The following is a 20,004-nucleotide window of genomic DNA, read 5'->3' as shown; positions in this document are numbered from 1 at the left end:
TTTAATTCAGTATAGAGTCGTAAATGACTTGCTGAATTCTGGTTCTTAACCCAGATTTAACTAAAAGGTTGTTATTTTGAGTAGGATAAGTTCTGTTAGATAGAAAAACATATACAATTTCCTCTTCTGGATCTGCCCAAGTATAGGTTCCTGTAAATCCACTATGTCCAAAACTTTTTCTAGAAACGCAACCACAAGTAGAACCAGATCCTTTTATTTGTGGCTTATCAAAACCTACTCCCCTACGCACATCTTCGTCACAAAAATAACAGGTATTAAATTTTTTAATGGTTCGTTCTTTAAAGTAACGTTTACCACCATAGTAACCACCTTGTAAATACATCTGCATAATTTTAGCAACATCATTAGCATTGCTAAATAAACCTGCATGACCACCTACTCCACCCTGCATAGCTGCTCCCATATCATGCACATAACCTTGTACGGTTGCATAACGGTAGTAATTATCTTTTTCTGAAGGAACTATCATATCCTTAGAAAATTTATTAAGTGGATTGTAAGCTGTACGATTTGCTCCTATAGATTGATACAAGAAACCATCTACCAATTTATCTAAATCATCTTTATAAGTGTCTTCTATGTACTTTTTAAATACATAATAGCCAACATCACTATACCTGTACCTATTAGATTTTAAATCTTGTCTACCTATTCTATTATACATAGAATCTTTGTAAGCTTTTGTTAAATACAAATGATCAAAAACTTTATACGGATAATCATCAGATTTTTCACTACTATAAAATTCTCTAGAGGGCTTTCTATTTTTATCCAAGGTACTCACATAAAAAGCTATCCAAGCAGGTAATCTACCGTAATGAGACAATGCTTTTAGTACCGTAACATCTTTTAATTCTGTATCTGCATACTCCGGAATTAAATCTTTAAATGTATTGTTTAATGCTATTTTATTCTCCTCTTCCATTTTCATAACCATAGGAAGTGTTCCTAAGATTTTGGTCACAGAAGCAAGATCATAAATATAATTATTGGTTATTTTATCAGAAGACTCATACGTAGGCTTACCAAAACTTTTATTATAAATTATTTTCCCTTTACGAGCCACTAAAACTTGTGCTCCCGGAAACATTAAAGAATCTATACCAGCACGCACCATTGTATCTATTTTTTGCAAACCATAGGTACTTAAACCTACTCTTTCAGGATAATCATACCCTAATCTTTTTAAAGATTCAAATTTAACACCCGTACCTACAGGATACTCAACACTAATAGATACTGGCAACTTACCTTTAGCTCCTATTGCTCCAAATAACATTTGTGCTGTTTTTTGCTGTGCTAAAATACTATTCTGATACCCTATTACAACAGCATCTAAGCTAGACAAATTTTTATTTAAAAGCGTGTACGGTTTTGCAAAGTTTACCAAAATAGAGTTTGATGTTCTTAATGCCGAAACAGCCTTTACAATTTCTGCATCTTTGGCTGAAAATTGATACGATTTCCAAGGGCTACCATTACTTTTATGATGACCTATAATAACAATATTATACTGTTTTAATTTTTGAAGCAGAATTTGAAGGTTATCTTCTTTTACCTCTGTTACAGTTGTATAATTTTTAAGTTCTTGCAAAAAACTCTTTCCAGAGGCATCGCCAAGGTTCAAGTATGCTATTTTTTTATTCTCTAACTTTACAATTGGCAATAAATCTAGCTTATTTTTTACAACAGTAATAGCTTCTTCTATAGCCTCTTCATACACTAAATCATTTTCTAATGTATTTAAATCTTCATACAAGTTTTTAAGATCTACTAATTTATGTTGATGTAAACCTACTTTATATTTTGCTTTTAAAATCTTTTTTACAGAACGCGCTAATCGTTCTTCTGTAATAACACCGTAATTATATGCCTCAATAATTTTATGTTTTCCTTTTGCTACATCTAAAGGCATTAATAAAATATCATTACCAGATAAAAAAGCAGATAAATCTGCGTCTCCAGGGTCTGTATGGTCTGCAACACCCTTCATATTTAAAGCATCAGTAAAAACCAAACCTTTAAACTGTAATTCTTTCTGTAATAAGTTTGTTACTATTTTTTCTGATAGAGATGATGGGTAGTTAGGTTTATCATCCAAACTAGGAATATTTAAGTGCGCTACCATTACGCTACTTAATTTTCCGTGATTAATTAGTTTTTTAAAAGGATAAAGTTCTATACTGTCTAACCTTTCTCTACTAAAATTAATTACAGGTAATGTTTTATGAGAATCTGTTGAAGTATCTCCGTGTCCAGGAAAATGTTTACCACTAGATAATATTCCTGCTTTTTCAAATCCGTTTACAAAAGCTATTCCTTTTTTTGCAACATTTCTTTTATCTTCTCCAAAAGATCTGTTACCTATAATAGGATTTAATGGGTTGGTATTAATATCTATATCTGGTGCAAAGTTAATATGAACACCCAAACGTTTAGAGTGCTTACCAATTTGCTTAGCAACTTTTTCTACAACAGCATTATTTCTAATAGCTCCTAAAGTCATATTCCACGGAAAAGCATAAGTAGAATCTAAACGCATTGCCAATCCCCATTCTGCATCCATACCTACTAAGAGTGGTAATTTTGCTGATTTTTGGTAGCTGTTTGTTAATTTTGCTTGACGCACAGGTCCACCTTTAGAAAAAATAACACCACCAATATGCTCTTTAGCAACTAACTCTTTTATTTTATCTGTACTTGTTTTATTTTGATTAGATGCTACACTTACCATAAACAACTGCCCTACTTTTTCATCTAAAGTCATTGCATTGTACTGCGCATCTACCCATTTTTTTTGCAAAAGAGAATCCTTTGTGATTAAAGGGTCTACTGTTACAACTAACGAGTCTAATTCTTGACCATTAACAACTAATAAACTAAAAAAAAATAAAGAAATTGATACAAATAACCGCATAAACTGATATAAAACAGGTTTATTTTTAAGTAAATCTGTAGGTTAAGAACTCTGTATATAAACAAAGAAGTATAAAAAGGATTGGGGAAACTTTTTATACTACCATAAATCTACTGTGCCAGCTCTCTTCTGCAGGAACTTCCCAGTGATTTAAATACTCATGCTTATTAGCAACAAGATTGTTAAATACAATAGTATTTTTAGAAACCGATTTATTTTTGGCCATCTTTTTAAAATCTACCAATGTCTTGTATGCTACAAACTCTCCTTGCTTGTAAGATACATTCATCTTATCTAACAAATCTATATTATATTTCTGCTCTAAACCTTGTATAAAACGTACTGAAGCATCTATAGAACAACCTGTTGCAGATGCATTAGTTTGGTCTAAAGCTAAAATGATAAAACGTTTGTATTTTATCTCGTAACCAGCGGTAAGGTTACTTCCGTGAGCTGTCCAATCTACTATAAAAGCATCTAAACCTTCTTTTATCTCTGCTAACTCTTCTGGAGTTAAAGACCTATTGGCCTGGTATATCCAAATACGAGATGTATCTGGTAAATCTTTAAAATCTACTAGCATAATTAATTTTATTAAAAGTAAATAGACGTTAATTATTTAAAAAACTTCCAATCTACCTAAAAGATTATTTTACAAATCTTCTGCATTAGCAATAAGTTCTGCTATATCCAAAACTTCTACTTCTCCTTCTTTTTCTTTACTCTTAACACCGTCTGTCATCATTGTATTACAAAAAGGACAACCTGCAGCAATAATCTCTGGTTTTGTACCTAAAGCTTGTTCTGTACGCTCTACATTAACATCTTTGTTACCATTTTCTGGTTCCTTAAACATTTGCGCACCACCAGCTCCACAACACAATCCTTTTTTCTTGCAGTTTTTCATTTCTACAAGTTCTGCATCTAACTTACGTATTAAGTCTCTTGGCGCTTCATAAACACCATTTGCTCTACCTAAATAACAAGGATCATGAAAAGTAATACGTTTTCCTTTGTATTGTCCGCCTTCCATAGTAATTCTACCTTCAGACAATAAATCTTTTAAAAACTGAGTATGGTGTACAACCTCGTAATTACCGCCTAATCCTGGGTATTCATTTTTTATTGTATTAAAACAATGAGGACAAGCAGTTACTACTTTTTTAACTTCATATGCGTTCATCACCTCTATATTGGTAACAGCTTGCATTTGAAATAAAAACTCGTTTCCTGCTCTTTTTGCAGGATCTCCAGTACAACTTTCTTCTGTTCCTAAAACAGCAAAACTTACGTTTGCTTTATTTAATATTTTAACAAATGCTTTGGTAATTTTTTTTGCTCTGTCATCAAAACTTCCTGCACATCCAACCCAAAATAAAACTTCTGGTTGTTTACCCTCGGCAAATAACTCTGCCATTGTTGGCACTTTTAACTCGTTACTCATAAATATTTTGGATTTCTATTTAAGATTCGTTTTTCCAGTTTAACCTATCCATTTGATTAAATGGCCAAGGCGCTCCGTTGTTTTCTATATTCCCCATCATATTATTTAAGTCTGATGGTGCCGCAGATTGCTCCATTACCAAGTAACGACGCATATCCATAATTATAGATAAAGGATCTATGCTTACAGGACAAGCTTCTGTACAAGCGTTACAAGATGTACACGCCCATAATTCTTCTTCTGTAATATAATCTCCTAATAATTGTTTGCCATCTGCTACAAACTCGCCTTTATTTTTGTCAATATTATTTCCTACTTCTTGCAACCTATCTCTGGTATCCATCATTATCTTTCTTGGCGATAATAATTTACCTGTTTGGTTAGCAGGGCACTCACTAGTACACCTACCACATTCTGTACACGTATATGAATTTAGTAGTTGTACCCAATTTAAATCTGTAACATCTGATGCTCCAAACTTGTCTGGCTCACCAGTTTCTTCTGCTCCTTCTGCTGGTGCTGCAAAAGGATCTGCATCTGGGTCCATCATCATTTTAACCTCTGCAGTAACAGCTGCTAAATTATCTAATTGACCTTTTGGTTTTACTTTACCGTAGTATGTATTAGGGAATGCTAATAATATGTGTAAGTGCTTAGAATAGTATAAGTAATTTAAGAAAAGTAAAATACCTGTGATGTGTAACCACCAAGCAGAACGTTCTACTATAATTAAACCCGCCTCTGACATACCACTAAATATTGGTGCTATAAACTGGCTAATAGGGAAAGAACCTGCTTTTACATAATGTATAGCATCTATTGTTTGTAATTGATAATCTGCCGCATTCATTGTTAAAAAAAGAGTCATTAATACAAGCTCTATATATAGAATCATATTACCATCTTTTTTAGGCCATCCTTTCATTTCTGGATTTAAAAAACGCTTAATTTTAATAACATTTCTTCTTATCCAAAATATAACTACAGATACAATAACTAAAAAGGCAAGAATCTCAAAAGAACCTATTAGAACATCATACACTACACCTAATGAAGCAAAAATACGGTGTGTACCAAAAAGTCCGTCTATAATAATTTCTAAAACCTCAATATTTATAATAATAAAACCAACATAAACAACTATATGCAATATACCAGCTACAGGGCGTACTACCATTTTTGTTTGGCCTAGCGCAATACGCGCCATATTTTTCCATCGTTGTGGTTTGTTATCACTTACATCTACATCTCTACCTAACTTAATGTTACGAGATAATGCTTTTACGTTTTTAGCAAAAAATCCTATACCAGCAACTAAGACTAGTAAGAAAATAATGTTGGGAAGGTACTCCATATATAATAGTTAGTTATTTAGTTTTTAATGTATCTGCAGGATCATTTTCTGGTAAGGTGTATTCTTTTTGTTTTTTACCAAAAACAGAAACGTTTACATACCTTTTTGGGTTTAGCCTAAAGTCTTGCAATAGTAAGTCTAGCTCTTTAGATGCACCTGCCAAGTTATTGTAAAGTTCTTCATTGTTCATTAATTTTCCTAATGAACCTTCACCTTTATCTATCTTAGTTAACAAATTATCTAAATTGGTTACTGTTTTTTGCAAACCAGCAATGCTCTTATCTAACTCTGCTTCAGACAAGGATGTAGATATTTTTGCAAAATCATCTGTAATTTTTTTAATATTAGCCATAGACCCCTCAATCTCATCTTTATTAGTAGCCATTATGCTATTTAATGAGTTTGTAGTTACTTTAAAGCTTTTTATTAAATCGTTTAAACCTGCAATACTACTTTGTAAATCTTTTTTAGTTTTTGCATCTAAAACATCATTTACATTTATCAAAAGTGAATCTGCATTTGATATTGCTCCTTCTACTTTTGTTTGTAATGGTGCTAAATTTTGCTGTACAAGATCTGTTAAACCTGGTTTTGTCTTAGTTACTAATGTATCTCCAGATTGGGCCAGTTTAGCATCATCAAAAACTGGTATAATTTGTATTCCTTTGCCTCCAATAATACCTGTATCATATAATTCTGCTACACTGTTTTTAGAAAACTGAAAATCATTATCTACAGTAAAGGTAACTAGCAATTTTCCGGATTTATCCTTAAATCTTATATCATTTACTTTACCAACACTAAAGCCATTTATAGACACTTGTGTTCCTGGCTGTAAACCTCCAACATCATCATAAACTGCATAAAATGTTTTACTGTTATCAAACAAAGGTGTTGCTTTTAAATAGCTAAAACCTAATATAAATAGCAATATTCCGCCAATAACAATTATTCCTGTTTTTAATTCTCTAGATAGTTTCAATAGAAATATGTTTTACTCTAAATTTAATTAGAATTATTCTTTTAAATATTTAATAGCGTCCTCTACATTAATTCGCTTACCATCTTTATAAGCTACAATGTATGAAGAAGTATATCCTTTTATATCTGCATTAGATTTTATCATTTTAGCATCATAATACGTTTTTGCTCTACCGCTCATATAACGATACAAATTATTAACTGGCTCTTTTGTTAACGTATTTAAACCTTTAAAATTATCTGGTTTTAAAGGTATAGATTTTCCGCTTGCAAATAGCTGAACTCTAAACTCAATATTTTTATTTAATGCAGTTGTCTCTGTTTTACTAACTACTTCTTCTGTTTTTTTTACAACAACAGGCTCTTTTACCTGAGGCTTCTTTACAACTACAGCCTCTTTTTCTTTAACAACCTCTGGTTTTTTCTTTACCACAACTTTAGCTACTTCTTTCTGTGGTTCTGGTTCTGGTTCTGGCGTACTACTAGATGCTGCTAAAGCATTAGACACTAACTGATCCATATATCCTAAAACAGACTCTGCAATTGCCGTTCCCATTTCTAACTGTCCAGATTTAGAATTTAAATAAGCCCCTTCTCCCTTATTTGTTAAAAAGCCAGTTTCTACTAAAACACTCGGCATAAAAGTTTGGTGTAGCACTATAAAACCAGCTTGCTTTACTTTACGGTCTGTGCGCTTTAGTTTATTAGAAAACTTGTCTTGCATAAGTTTTGCCAAAGCAATACTCTGGTCTAAAAACTCTTCTTGCATTATAGTTAGTCCAATAACAGACTCTGGAGAGTCTATATTATACTCAGAGTACTTAGCTTGGTAATTATCTTCTAAGTAAATAACCGAGTTCTCTTTTTTTGCAATTTCAAAATTTTGTTTGTTTGCGTGTAAACCTAAAACAAAGGTACCTGCTCCATGAGCATCTGATGTATGAGAATCACAATGCACAGAAACAAATAAATCTGCGTTTGCTTTGTTTGCGATTTCGCCACGCTCAAATAGGTCTACAAAAGTATCATCCTTTCTTGTGTATATTACTTTTATATTAGGATTTTGCGATAGCAACTCACCTGCCTTTAAAACAATGTTTAATGCTATGTTTTTTTCTAGATAACCATTACCTAAGTTACCTGGATCGTGACCTCCGTGACCAGCATCTAAAACAACAACAAACTTATCTTGCGCTGTGGTAGAATTAAAACTGATACTAAAAGATGATACTAAAAAAGTAAGCAACAATAGCCTTACAGGTAAAAAGCTGTTAAATTTTGATATATAATTATTAAATGTTTTATTCATTTAGGTTAAATTTATTCTAATGCGTATTCTAAAATAAAAAATATGCGTAAGTTTGAAGCCCAAAACGTAGAGCCAAATCAATACAAAAATAGGATTTATAGCCTTGCAATCAAATAAACATCGTTTACTTTTTTCTTTACTCCTGTTTTTAGGGGTTTTAAGCCTATCTGCACAAGAGGATAAGGTTATCCCATTAACAATAAAGAAACAAAAAGATACTATAGTAGCACCTTTAATCCCTGTGGATATTTTAGGAGCAACCGTTAAACAAGATAGTACTATACAAGACTCTACAAAAGCAAAAGCTCCATTACTGGCAGACATTGTAAAGAGAAAAGCTGAAGGTTATATGCGTTATGACCGTAAAGAGCAAAAAATTTACTTGTATGACAAAGCTGAGCTTTATTACCAAGATACGGAATTAAAAGCCGGAATTATAATAATGGACCTTGCTAAAAACGAAGTCTACGCAGGTAGAATTAAAGATTCTACTGGTGTATACTCTCAATTACCAGATTTTAAACAAGGTAGCCAAGTTGTAAAACCAGATTCTATTAGGTTTAATTTTGATACACAAAAAGCGCTTATTTGGAACTCTAGAACAGAACAGCAAGCTGGTTTAGGTAGTATTGGTAGTGATGCTATGAAGGTGTACGCCGAAAAAACTAAAAAAGAGAACGACTCTGTTTACTTTATGAGTAGAGCCAAGATTACTACATCTAATGACACTATAAATCCAGATTACTATATTCTTGTACGTAAAGGTAAATTTGTACCTGGCAAAAAAATGATTGCCGGCTATAGTAATATGTTTATTGCAGATGTACCTACACCTATTGCGTTACCTTTTGCTTATTTTCCTATGACAACTGGTAACACTGCTGGTTTAATTTTCCCTACTTTTGGTAGTGATCCAAATCGTGGTTACTTTTTACAAAATGGTGGTTACTATTTTCCTATTAATGACCACGTAGACCTTACATTACAAGGTGACTTTTACACCAATGGTAGTTATGGATTTAGGGGGCAGTCTGTTTACACAAAACGTTATAAATACAAGGGTAATGTTAATATTAGATATGAAAACCAGATTAACAGCCAAAAAGGGTTTGAAGATTATTCTATTGCAAGAAACTACAACATACAAATATCTCATACACAAGACCCTAAAAACAACCCTAATTCTAGATTATCTGCCAGTGTAAACTTAGGTAGTAGTGATTATTACAGAAGTTCGTTAAACCAATATAACGTACCCAACACACAAAATAATAACTTATCATCATCTGTATCATACTCAAAAACATTTCCAGCATACCCTTCTGTAAATATGAGTTTAACAGCTACACATAACCAAAATACAAATACAGACGTTATAAACCTTACACTGCCAACAATGCAGGCTAGTATGGAGCGTATTTTTCCGTTTGCAAAAAGAGATGGTTTAAAAAAGGGAATTATACAAAATATAAATTTTCAGTATGATGTAAATGCCCAAAACCAAATAACAACAGTAGATTCTCTTTTCTTTAAGTCTGAAATGTTTGATGACGCACGTGTGGGTGCTAGACACAGAATTCCAATTAGCACCAACTTTAAAGTATTTAAACAATTAAGTGTGAGCCTTGGTGGTTCTTATGAAGATATATGGACGCTAGAAACGTACAACAAATCTTACGATGCTACTACAGAGGAGGTTGTTTCTGAAAAAATAAATGGTTTTGATCGTTACAACAAATATAGCTTTAGTGCTAGTTTAGGAACAACTATTTATGGTACTTGGACTTTTGCTGAGGATAATAACATACAAGCAATAAGACATACTATGAGGCCTTCTATTGGCTATAGTTATTCTCCGTCTTTTGAAAAAACGTACGACGAGTATATGAATGCCGACGGTGAATACATACAATATAGTAGATTTGAGGGTACGTTAAACGGTGCTCCTGGACTTACGCAGAGTAGCGCTCTTAGTTTCTCTTTACAAAACACATTAGAAGCAAAAGTAAAAGACAAAGACTCTACTGCTACAGAGCCTAAGAAAATATCGTTATTAAGTAGTTTTAATATTTCTACTAACTATAACTTTCAGGCAGACTCACTACGTTTAAGTCCGTTTAGAGTAAATGGTGGTACCACTATTTTAAATAAAAAAATGTCTATTAACTTCTCTGCAAACCTAGATCCTTATGCAATAGACAACAAAGGAACAAGAATTAACACTCTTAACGTTAATAATGGCGGTAGCTTATTTAGACTAACAACTGCAAGAGCCAATGTTGGATACTCTATAAGCAGTAAAATGTTTGACAAAGATAAGGATGAGAAAGAAGACGAAGAAGATGATGACTCTTATGTAGCAGCCAGTGGTGGTAGAACAGATGATTTATTTGGTACTGCAGACAACTTTAACACTGGTAGACCAGGAAATCCCGACGAAGACGATGATGAAGTAAAAGAAAACCCATTATACAAAAATGCTATTCCTTGGGATTTTAGACTTGCTTATGCCGTAAGTTATAGTAACCCTAATAGGCAAGATGAAATTAGTAACCACTCTTTGATGTTTTCTGGAAACATAGATTTAACACCTAGATGGAAAGTTGGCGTTTCTTCTGGTTACGATTTTAAAAATCAAGGTTTTTCTTTAACTCAATTACGTTTTGAGAGAGATTTAAAGAGTTTTAGACTTAACTTTAACTGGACACCTTTTGGTACGTATGAAAGATGGTATTTCTTTATAGGAATTAAGAGTAGCATACTTAAAGACCTTAAATGGGAACAAAGAAGTCAGAGATAAAATACTATTTATCTTTTTAAAATAATTAAAAAACACTTAATTAAGATGAAAAAAATTATCACAACAACAAATGCACCTGCTCCAATTGGTCCTTACAACCAAGCAGTATTAACTGGTAACACATTATATATATCCGGACAAATACCTATTAACCCTAAAACAGGAGATTTAGTAGAAGGAGATATTAAAGCAGAAACAAAACAGAGTATGGAAAACTTAAAAGCTATACTTACAGAAGCTGGTATGACGTTTGAAAACGTTGTAAAATCTTGCATATTTGTTAATGATATTCATCAGTTTGCAGAAATTAATGAGGTTTATGCTTCTTATTTTAATGCAGATACTGCACCAGCAAGAGAAACTGTAGAAGTAGCTAATTTACCTAAGTTTGTAAATGTAGAAATTTCTATGATTGCTGTACAATAACATCAAACTATACAATAAGCATAAAAAAAGCGCAATCCATAACAGATTGCGCTTTTTCAGTTTATGTGTTATTGTAAACTTATGTATTAAATTGTGCTTTTATGAAAATCTACCAAACCTTCTATTGGTCTTCTTCTTATAACACCTAAAATAAGATCGTTTCTCTCTATCACTTTAGCTAACTCATCTCTTAAAAAATAAGAAATACTACCTACAAAATTCACAGGAACTTTAGTAGCTAAATCAAACTGCATTACATTATTATTTATAAACTGCTGCAAACCTTTGTTAATAACACCTTTACAATAAGGATGATCTTTATTCTCTATTATAAACTTAGCAAAGGTTGCTAAATATGTATTAGGATTAGGCTGCTTGTATAAGTTTTCCTTAATAAGATCTGCTTCTAAATCATATTCAGATGCAAATTTGTCTGCCAAATCTTTAGGTATTTTATGAAAATAATAGTCTCTTAATAATTTTCTACCAAAGAAATTACCACTGCCATCATCCATTAAAATATACCCAAGTGATGTTACTTTTTGATGTACATTTTCACCATCATAATAACTACAATTAGAGCCCGTACCTAAAATACAAACAATACCAGGATCACCTAATTTAGTAGTAGCGTGTATTGCAGCATAAGTATCTTCTTTTACTTGAGCTTCTGCATTAGGAAAAAAGGTTTTAAAAATATCTTTTAAAAACAAACGCATACGTTCTGTTCCACAACCAGCACCATAAAAAAACAATTTAGTGACTTGTTCTTTGTTTTTAGATAATTCAAAATTATTTGCCAGTCTGTCTTCAATAACCTCTCTAGTTAAAACTTCTGGGCTTAAACCTAATGTTTGCGTCACAAATAATTGTTCACCTTTTTCATCCAAGGCAATCCAATCTGACTTAGTAGCACCGCTATCTACAATTAATATCATACGTTATTACTTAAAATTAATGTATCCTGAAAAAAAGTAAATTTTCACCAATTTTCAGGATACTATATCACAATTATAAAATAGGTTTATAAACTAGCTACGTGCTGAGCTAAATCTACTAACTTATTAGAATAACCAGCTTCATTATCATACCAAGAAATAATTTTGAAGAAAGTTGAGCTTAACTCAATTCCTGCTCCAGCATCAAAAACACTAGTTTGTGCTTCTCCTACAAAATCTTGAGAAACCACATCTTCTTCAGTATATCCTAAAACACCTGCTAACTCTCCTTCAGAAGCAGCTTTAAATACCTTTTTAATTTCTTCATAAGAAGTCTCTTTTTTAACTCTTACAGTTAAATCTACTACAGAAACATCTGGAGTAGGAACTCTAAAAGCCATACCAGTTAATTTTCCGTTTAATTCTGGAATAACCTTACCTACCGCTTTTGCAGCACCTGTAGAAGAAGGAATAATATTTGCCATTGCAGATCTACCTAATCTATAATTTTTTCTAGATGGAGAATCTACAACAAACTGAGTAGAAGTACTTGCGTGGATAGTAGTCATTAAAGCTTCTTCTATACCAAAATTATCATTTAAAACTTTGGCTACAGGAGCTAAACAGTTTGTAGTACAAGATGCATTAGATACAATTAAGTCTGATGCTTTTGCTTCTTTATGGTTTACACCCATTACAAACATTGGCGCATCTGCAGAAGGTGCAGAAATAACCACTTTTTTAGCACCACCATCAATATGCAATTGTGCTTTTTCTAAAGTTGTAAAAATACCAGTACACTCAGCTACAACTTCTGCACCAGCTGCATCCCACTTAATGTTTTTAGGCTCACGCTCAGCTGTAATACGTACAACTTTACCGTTTACTACTAAATTACCATCATTTACTTCAACAGTACCATCAAACTTTCCGTGAACAGAATCATACTTTAAAAGGTATGCTAAATGTTCTACATCTAATAAGTCATTAATTGCAACAACATCTACGTCTCCTCTTTTTATTGTTGTTCTGAAAACCAACCTACCTATTCTTCCAAATCCGTTGATTCCTATTTTTAAATTTGACATTTTCTTACTTTTTGTTATTAATTATGTTGACATTATGTCTGAAACTCTAATGAGTTCTTTATCTATTTTTGTGTGTCCTTTTATAGCTTGTTCTATTGGTGTAAGTATAATTTTATTATCCTGTATACCTACCATTAGATTGCTTTGACCTTCTAACAAAGCTTCTACCGCTTTAACTCCCATTCTACTCGCTAATACACGATCAAAACAAGAAGGAGAACCACCACGCTGCATATGACCTAGAACAGATACACGTACATCGTAAATTGGTAAATGTTCCTCTACATACTCCTTAAGTTCAAAAACATTTTTACCTGTTTTATCTCCTTCAGCAACAATTACTATACTAGAAGATTTACCAGATTTTTTACTACGTTTTAAAGATTCTAACAAACGATCTAAACCTAAATTTTCTTCAGGAATTAGTATTTCCTCTGCTCCTGCTCCTACACCCGCATTTAATGCAATGTGTCCCACATCTCTACCCATTACTTCCACAAAGAAAAGTCGGTTATGAGAACTAGCAGTATCTCTAATCTTATCTATTACATCTACAACTGTATTTAAAGCCGTATCAAAACCTAAAGTGTAGGTTGTACCAAAAATATCATTATCTATGGTACCCGGAATACCCATTACTGGGAAGTTGTATTCTTTATTAAAAATCATTGCTCCGGTAAAGCTACCATCACCACCAATTACAACAAAAGCATCTATATTATTTGCTATTAAATTATCATAAGCTTGCTTACGACCTTCTTCTGTTCTAAAAGAATCTGAACGTGCAGACTTTAATATAGTACCTCCTTTATTGATAATATTGTTTACACTACGAGCATCCATTGGTTTAAAGTCACCTTCAACCATACCTTCATACCCTCTATAAACACCTACACATTCTACTTTTAAATAAGCACATGTACGAACTACAGATCTTATTGCTGCATTCATTCCTGGAGAATCTCCTCCAGAAGTAAAGACTGCTATTTTTTTAATTTTTGAAGCCATTTATTAATTTATAGTAGTAAAGCTAGGAAACTTATTTTAATAAATTAGTGGTATGAACCCTAAATTTTGACGCAGCTAAAACTTCAAACGTTTTCGTTAATAAGTTTTATCAAAAGCTCTTAAAAATGTGTGATTTTAAATTGAAAAAAAGGAAGAAATTGAAGAAAAAAGATATTTCCCTTGCTACTTTTCAAGTATGTGTAATTTTAGTTTTGAGGCATTTTTTTATTTTCCTCTACTTTTAGCTCTTCTTCTTTACGTGCTTTTTTAGGAAAAATTTTAGTCATCAACTCTTTAAATGTATCAAAATCTACTTGATAACTTAAACCAACTCCTTGTGTGTATCCTTGACGTTCTGCTAAAAATTGCTGAATCTCGTTTTCTCTATTAAATACTTTAGCACTAAGTGTACCTTTATCATTTAAAATAATTTGCACTTCCATATCACCAGCAACAACAGACTCGCCTACACCACCTACAGGAACACCAAACTTACCATTAAACAATATACGCTCTCCTAACTTTGTAGATACAGTAACACCTACTCTATTTTCTGTTTGTATGGCATTAGGGTTTAAGTTTCCTTGCTCGTAAACTATACCTAAATCTAAATTTTCTCCGTTGCTTTTAAAAACAGAATTTAATAACCCAGATGCTGTTTGGGTTAAATTACCACTTAACGCGGTTGCATTTAAACCACTTTCTTCATTTACAAATGTACCTTGCATTAATAAGTAAAATGCATTGTTTTGCTCAAAATTATGGTCTAATAGTCTATATTCTAATTCGGATTTTACTATTGAACTAGTGCTTGGAAACTCTATATTAAAATCTACTTCAGTTTTTTCTAACGGGCCTACCAAACTAACAACAACATCTACAGGTATACGGTTTGTATAGTTAGAGTTATCTAATAAAGGTGCTGGGTTAGCATCTAAAGAATAAATTGCGCGCATATTAACCTCTGCGTTTAAAGGTGAGCCATCCCAAATAATTGTACCTCCAGGCTCTACAGTGAATTTACGATTTATTATACCTCCATATTTATAATTATACTCACCTGTAGCTACAGCAAATTCGCCATACATATTAAATTTATCGTTGGTATTAATCTCCATTAATATAGTACCACCACCAGTACCTTTTAAGGAGCTTTTTGTACTAGGATCTATTACTATTTCTACTTCAGCCTCTGGGGTAACATCCAAGTCAAACATAAGTTCTAGGCCTTCATACTTTTGCAACTCTCTATTTTTTTCTTCTTCTGTTTTTTTAGTGACAAAATTTATAAAACTATAATCGCCAACTGCTGCAACATCACTTAAAGGTATTTTTAAAGAAGTTCCCTTAGCTGTAGCTCCTATAACGTCTATATTTAATGCCTTGGTAGAACCGTAAATTCTGCCTGTACCATTTAAATATCCAGTACCGTAATACAAACTCTCTTCTGTATAGTCTGTATTTAATATTAAAAAACGATTGTTGTTTGTATTTACTTTTAAATCTAAATCCCAAGCTGCAAAATCTTTATGACCAATAGTACCATCTAAAGTTGCGCTTGTATTTTTAACTACATCAGTTAATTGTATGTTTTCAAAGTCAAAAGTTTGCTTGTATAGATTTACTACAGAATTTTTTCCAAAGCTATAATCTACATTTAAGTACTCTATACCCAAACCTGCATTATTTAGTAGTAATTTACCATTAATATCTGGGTTACTTAAACGCTCTGTAATTTTAGCTTTACCACTTATAGAGCCTCTAATATTAGATATTATACCTTCTCCTAAGTTAGAAAAAGGTTCCATTAAAAAATCTGCAAATTCTACGTCTAAGTCTGCTGTAGGTATATTATTATTGTTATTAATTTTACCCATTACAATTAACCTATCTTCTCCCTTATTACGCAAGTGTGTTTCTACATCAAAAGAAGTTAAATCATCATTACCAACAATTTCTACACCCAAATTACCTAGTCTAATATCATTAACGGTAAAATCTGTCATTGTTAAGTTACTAGAAGGTAAATATTTACCTTCTTCTTGGTAAATATTTAAAGAACCGTTTACCTCTCCCTTAAGATCTATATTTTTTAAAGCAGGAGTTATTTTATGTAAAGACACATCATTAAATTCTAACAATAAATCTTTATAAGTAGAATCTATCACCTTACCACTTAAACGTATTTGTTCATTAGCATTGTTATTAAATACAATTTCTTTAATATCTATACTATCTAATGTTCTATTAACAATTACTTTGTTTTTCTTATCTCTATTTTTATTGACAACCCACTCATTACCCTTTAGTAAAATAGAAGAACGTTTAAGACCAATTACAGATCTATTGTCTTTATTAAATGTGTGGTAAAAGTTTAAAAAATAGTTATCATCATACCCACGACCACCTGCAAATTCTGTTCTAAAAAACAGTGTATCTTTTAACTTGGTATTTATCAGTTTAAAATCTTTAACATCATAAAAATTAGTTGATGCATCATTTACTGATATAAAAGTATTGAAAAGCGGATTTTTATTATCAATCTTTACGTTAATACTGTCTAGCTTGTTACCAAAAGCTTCAATTTTTGGCGACTTAAATGTAAGTTTAAAATCGCCCTCATCTGCAACTACTTTACCCCTAATAAATGTATTGGAACCAAACTTTACTTCAGGAAAAAATACGTCTACAATTTTGTTATAAATATTAAATTTAAAGTCTACTTTTTGCCCTTTGGATATCTCAAACGGTCTATAATTGGTATAAATACTACCAATAGAGTTTTGTATAAGCTTATCTAACTCATTTACTTTAAAATTACCTTCTAAATAACCAGTTATAATGTCTGGAGAATTAATGGTTATTTTACGCAGAGAGTCGGTCTCAAAATTAGAAGTAACTTCAAAATCTTCAAAATAATAGGTATCGTTTTTATTTTGATAACTAGTTTCTCTAAACTTTATAGCTCCAACAATATTATCTAGTGTATTACCTGTAATATCCATATTAATATTACCCTTAAAAACAGAAACGCTATCATTAATAAAATTTAAAGCCTTAAAATTAGCGTGGTCTACAGAAGCTATAAAATCAAATGTATTATTAGTTGATGAAAAATCTGCTAAACCTTTAAAATTTAGTTTTAAATTAGGATCGTTACTAATTAAGGCCCCATCAAAAAACTGTTCTTTTAACGTACCAGAAACTACTTTTATATTTTTATAGGTGTATTTGTTAAAATAAATACTATAAACTTCTCCAGTTATTTCTGTGTTCATAGTTTCTGCAACAAAACCTTTACCATCTACATTAATATCTACTGTTGCTTTACCAACTGTATTGTTATCTAAAAACTTACCTAAATCAAAATCTATAAGTGATATAAACCCGTGGTAGTTTGCATTATCTATATTATTAATATTGGTAAGTTCTACATCAGAATAACTACTACCTATAGCTGTGTTTATATTTACTTTAGCTTTTACTAAAGTTTCTGTAATAGAGGTTGTCCCCCTAACCGTAAACTGACCAAATTTTGCAAATGAAGATGGTAACACATTACCAAGTATGTTTGGCAACAGAGAACGTAACTCATAATAACTAGTAGTTACACTTTTCATATCTGCATCTATAACATATGGCTTGCTTAAAGTAAATAGGTTTTTAAAGTTAAAATCTCCTCTAACACCTGTATTATCAGAAAAAAGCATTAATCTTTTTGTAGTAAGATCGTTTAAAACACCACTAACATTTGTAGACAGACTAACTTTTTTACCACTACCAAACTGGTTGTAAAGCATATTTATATCATCTAAAGCAACTTCAGAATCTGTAAAATTGGCATCTATTTGTACTTTATTTATAAAATCTTTAAAGTCTTTACGGTCATAATTAAAAACTAAATTCCCTTTTAAGTCAGACTCCTTTGTTTTTATCTGCAACGCATCAAACCTCATTTGTGTTCTAGAGTATTTAAATGCTGTGGTTAGGTTTTCAACCTTTGGTCCTCTTCTACTTGTAAACGTAAGTGTGTTAATTTGTGTAGACACATCTGGACCTAGAATTAAAAAATCTGTTGCTCCTATATTTAAATTTTTAAAATCTAACTGCTTTGGCTTTTGTAAATTCTCATTAATTAATTGAAATCTACTGTTACCAATATTTACATTACCAGAAACCATTTTAAAGGGTTTAGCTCCTTTGGCTCTAGGTTTTTTATTATCTAACTTATCTATAAAAATCTCTAAATTAGAGGCGCTTTGTCCCTTGTATGTTTTTAATTTTAAATGAAGGTTATCTACGTCTATATCTCCAAACTCTAACTGCCCTTTAATTAAATTATTAATATCTAGGATAGATGTTGTTAAATCTCCAATGTAAAAAAGAGTATCTTTTTGTTCATCTGCCGCATAAATACCTTTTGCAGATGTATTCCAAGTAATTAAATTAACCTTAAGCTTGTCTATATTTAAATTAGTGCCGTATTCTTTATTAATATTATTTGTGGCATAATTAGCCAAACGAGTTTGCACAGATGACAACGAGAAAATAAAGGTCGCTAAAAGACAAAGCAGTAATAAAACCAACAATATTCTTAGTAGTATTTTAAATAGTTTTTTGATAGCCCTTTATGTTTTACCTTTGTTACTTCAATATTTATTCCAAAAATACGTGGAAAAAAACAATATCTATATACTTGCAATAGAATCTTCTTGTGACGATACGTCTGCTGCCGTTTTACACAATAGTAAAATGCTTAGCAACGTGGTTGCTACGCAAAAGATTCATGAAGAATACGGTGGTGTTGTTCCCGAGCTAGCCTCTAGAGCACACCAACAAAATATTGTACCTGTGGTGCACCAAGCCTTAGCTAAGGCAAATATCAACAAAAAAGACTTATCTGCAATAGCTTTTACAAGAGGACCAGGATTAATGGGATCTTTGCTTGTAGGTACCTCTTTTGCTAAATCTTTAGCTCTTGGTTTAGACATACCTTTAATAGAGGTAAACCATATGCAGGCGCATATTTTGGCCCATTTTATTGATAATGAAACAGGTAAAAAGCCAGAGTTCCCTTTTATAGGGATGACAATTAGTGGCGGACACACACAAATTGTGTTGGTTAAAAGCTATTTTGATATGGAAATTCTAGGTCAAACTCTAGATGATGCCGTTGGTGAAGCTTTTGATAAAAGTGCTAAAATTTTGGGTTTACCTTACCCTGGTGGACCATTAATAGACAAATATGCACAGTTAGGTAATCCAAAAGCATTTCCTTTTCCTAAATCTAAAGTAGGTGAATTAAATTTTAGTTTTAGCGGTTTTAAAACAAGTGTACTCTATTTTATACAAAGAGAAACACAAAAAAACCCTAATTTTATTGCAGAAAATTTAAATGATATTTGTGCATCTATACAGTATACAATAATTAATGTGTTGCTAACAAAGCTAAAAAAAGCAGTTGCACAAACTGGTGTTAAGCAAATTGCAATTGGCGGTGGCGTGTCTGCAAATTCTGGTATTAGAAAAGTGTTACAAGAAGCAGAACAAAAACACGGTTGGAAAACCTTTATACCACCTTTTCAATTCTGTACAGACAATGCTGCTATGATTGGTATAGTTGGTTATTTAAAGTACAAGGAAGAATTATTTTCTACACAAGAAATAACAGCAAAAGCACGTTACGTAATTAACGAATAAATAAAAACAGTAACCTAA

Annotated in this window: 13 protein-coding genes; 3 read left to right on the top strand and 10 right to left on the bottom strand. The window is 31.9% G+C overall.

The window, feature by feature from the left end; genetic code table 11:
- Window position 1 precedes the first annotated feature (1 nt).
- From Q4487_RS01015 to Q4487_RS00990, 6 genes are all read right to left on the bottom strand, one after another.
- Entirely contained in the window at window positions 2–2,938 is a 2,937-nt protein-coding gene (locus Q4487_RS01015) for a glycoside hydrolase family 3 N-terminal domain-containing protein (protein ID WP_303542459.1), read from the bottom strand.
- 94 nt (window positions 2,939–3,032) lie between these two features.
- On the bottom strand, window positions 3,033–3,521 hold the full coding sequence (locus Q4487_RS01010; RefSeq protein ID WP_100896259.1) for an ABC transporter ATPase: 489 nt from the start codon (window positions 3,519–3,521) through the stop codon (window positions 3,033–3,035).
- Window positions 3,522–3,590: 69 nt separating this feature from the next.
- Entirely contained in the window at window positions 3,591–4,382 is a 792-nt protein-coding gene (locus tag Q4487_RS01005) for a (Fe-S)-binding protein (protein WP_013622165.1), read from the bottom strand.
- Between the two features lie 19 nt (window positions 4,383–4,401).
- Entirely contained in the window at window positions 4,402–5,736 is a 1,335-nt protein-coding gene (locus Q4487_RS01000; RefSeq protein WP_303542457.1) for a (Fe-S)-binding protein, read from the bottom strand.
- Window positions 5,737–5,749: 13 nt separating this feature from the next.
- On the bottom strand, window positions 5,750–6,718 hold the full coding sequence (locus tag Q4487_RS00995) for an MlaD family protein (RefSeq protein WP_303542456.1): 969 nt from the start codon (window positions 6,716–6,718) through the stop codon (window positions 5,750–5,752).
- Between the two features lie 33 nt (window positions 6,719–6,751).
- A complete protein-coding gene (locus tag Q4487_RS00990) occupies window positions 6,752–8,026 on the bottom strand; it encodes an N-acetylmuramoyl-L-alanine amidase (protein WP_303542455.1) in 1,275 nt (424 codons plus the stop codon).
- Window positions 8,027–8,129: 103 nt separating this feature from the next.
- On the opposite strand from Q4487_RS00990, the gene Q4487_RS00985 reads away from it, so the two are divergent.
- Both Q4487_RS00985 and Q4487_RS00980 read left to right on the top strand, forming a co-directional pair.
- Window positions 8,130–10,826, top strand: coding sequence for a putative LPS assembly protein LptD (locus Q4487_RS00985; RefSeq protein ID WP_303542454.1), 2,697 nt, complete (start codon window positions 8,130–8,132; stop codon window positions 10,824–10,826).
- Window positions 10,827–10,871: 45 nt separating this feature from the next.
- A complete protein-coding gene (locus Q4487_RS00980) occupies window positions 10,872–11,252 on the top strand; it encodes a RidA family protein (protein ID WP_303542453.1) in 381 nt (126 codons plus the stop codon).
- 86 nt (window positions 11,253–11,338) lie between these two features.
- Here Q4487_RS00980 and Q4487_RS00975 read toward each other — a convergent pair whose 3' ends face one another.
- The 4 genes from Q4487_RS00975 to Q4487_RS00960 form a co-directional block, all read right to left on the bottom strand.
- Window positions 11,339–12,190 carry an N-acetylglucosamine kinase gene (locus Q4487_RS00975; RefSeq protein WP_100896265.1) on the bottom strand — a complete coding sequence of 284 codons (852 nt, stop codon included), beginning with the start codon at window positions 12,188–12,190 and terminating at the stop codon, window positions 11,339–11,341.
- An 86-nt stretch (window positions 12,191–12,276) separates the two neighbouring features.
- Window positions 12,277–13,278, bottom strand: coding sequence for a type I glyceraldehyde-3-phosphate dehydrogenase (gene gap, locus Q4487_RS00970; RefSeq protein WP_100896266.1), 1,002 nt, complete (start codon window positions 13,276–13,278; stop codon window positions 12,277–12,279).
- A 21-nt stretch (window positions 13,279–13,299) separates the two neighbouring features.
- The gene (gene pfkA / locus Q4487_RS00965; protein ID WP_100896267.1) at window positions 13,300–14,286 is read right to left on the bottom strand and encodes a 6-phosphofructokinase; all 987 of its coding nucleotides are present in this window, start codon (window positions 14,284–14,286) and stop codon (window positions 13,300–13,302) included.
- A gap of 206 nt (window positions 14,287–14,492) precedes the next feature.
- A complete protein-coding gene (locus Q4487_RS00960; RefSeq protein WP_303542449.1) occupies window positions 14,493–18,806 on the bottom strand; it encodes a translocation/assembly module TamB domain-containing protein in 4,314 nt (1,437 codons plus the stop codon).
- 151 nt (window positions 18,807–18,957) lie between these two features.
- On the opposite strand from Q4487_RS00960, the gene tsaD reads away from it, so the two are divergent.
- Window positions 18,958–19,986, top strand: a complete 1,029-nt coding sequence (gene tsaD / locus Q4487_RS00955; protein ID WP_303542447.1) for a tRNA (adenosine(37)-N6)-threonylcarbamoyltransferase complex transferase subunit TsaD — start codon at window positions 18,958–18,960, stop codon at window positions 19,984–19,986.
- Window positions 19,987–20,004 lie beyond the last annotated feature (18 nt).

Source organism: Cellulophaga sp. 3_MG-2023, assembly GCF_030546975.1.
GTDB lineage: Bacteria > Bacteroidota > Bacteroidia > Flavobacteriales > Flavobacteriaceae > Cellulophaga.
This window is presented reverse-complemented; position numbering and strand designations above follow the sequence as displayed.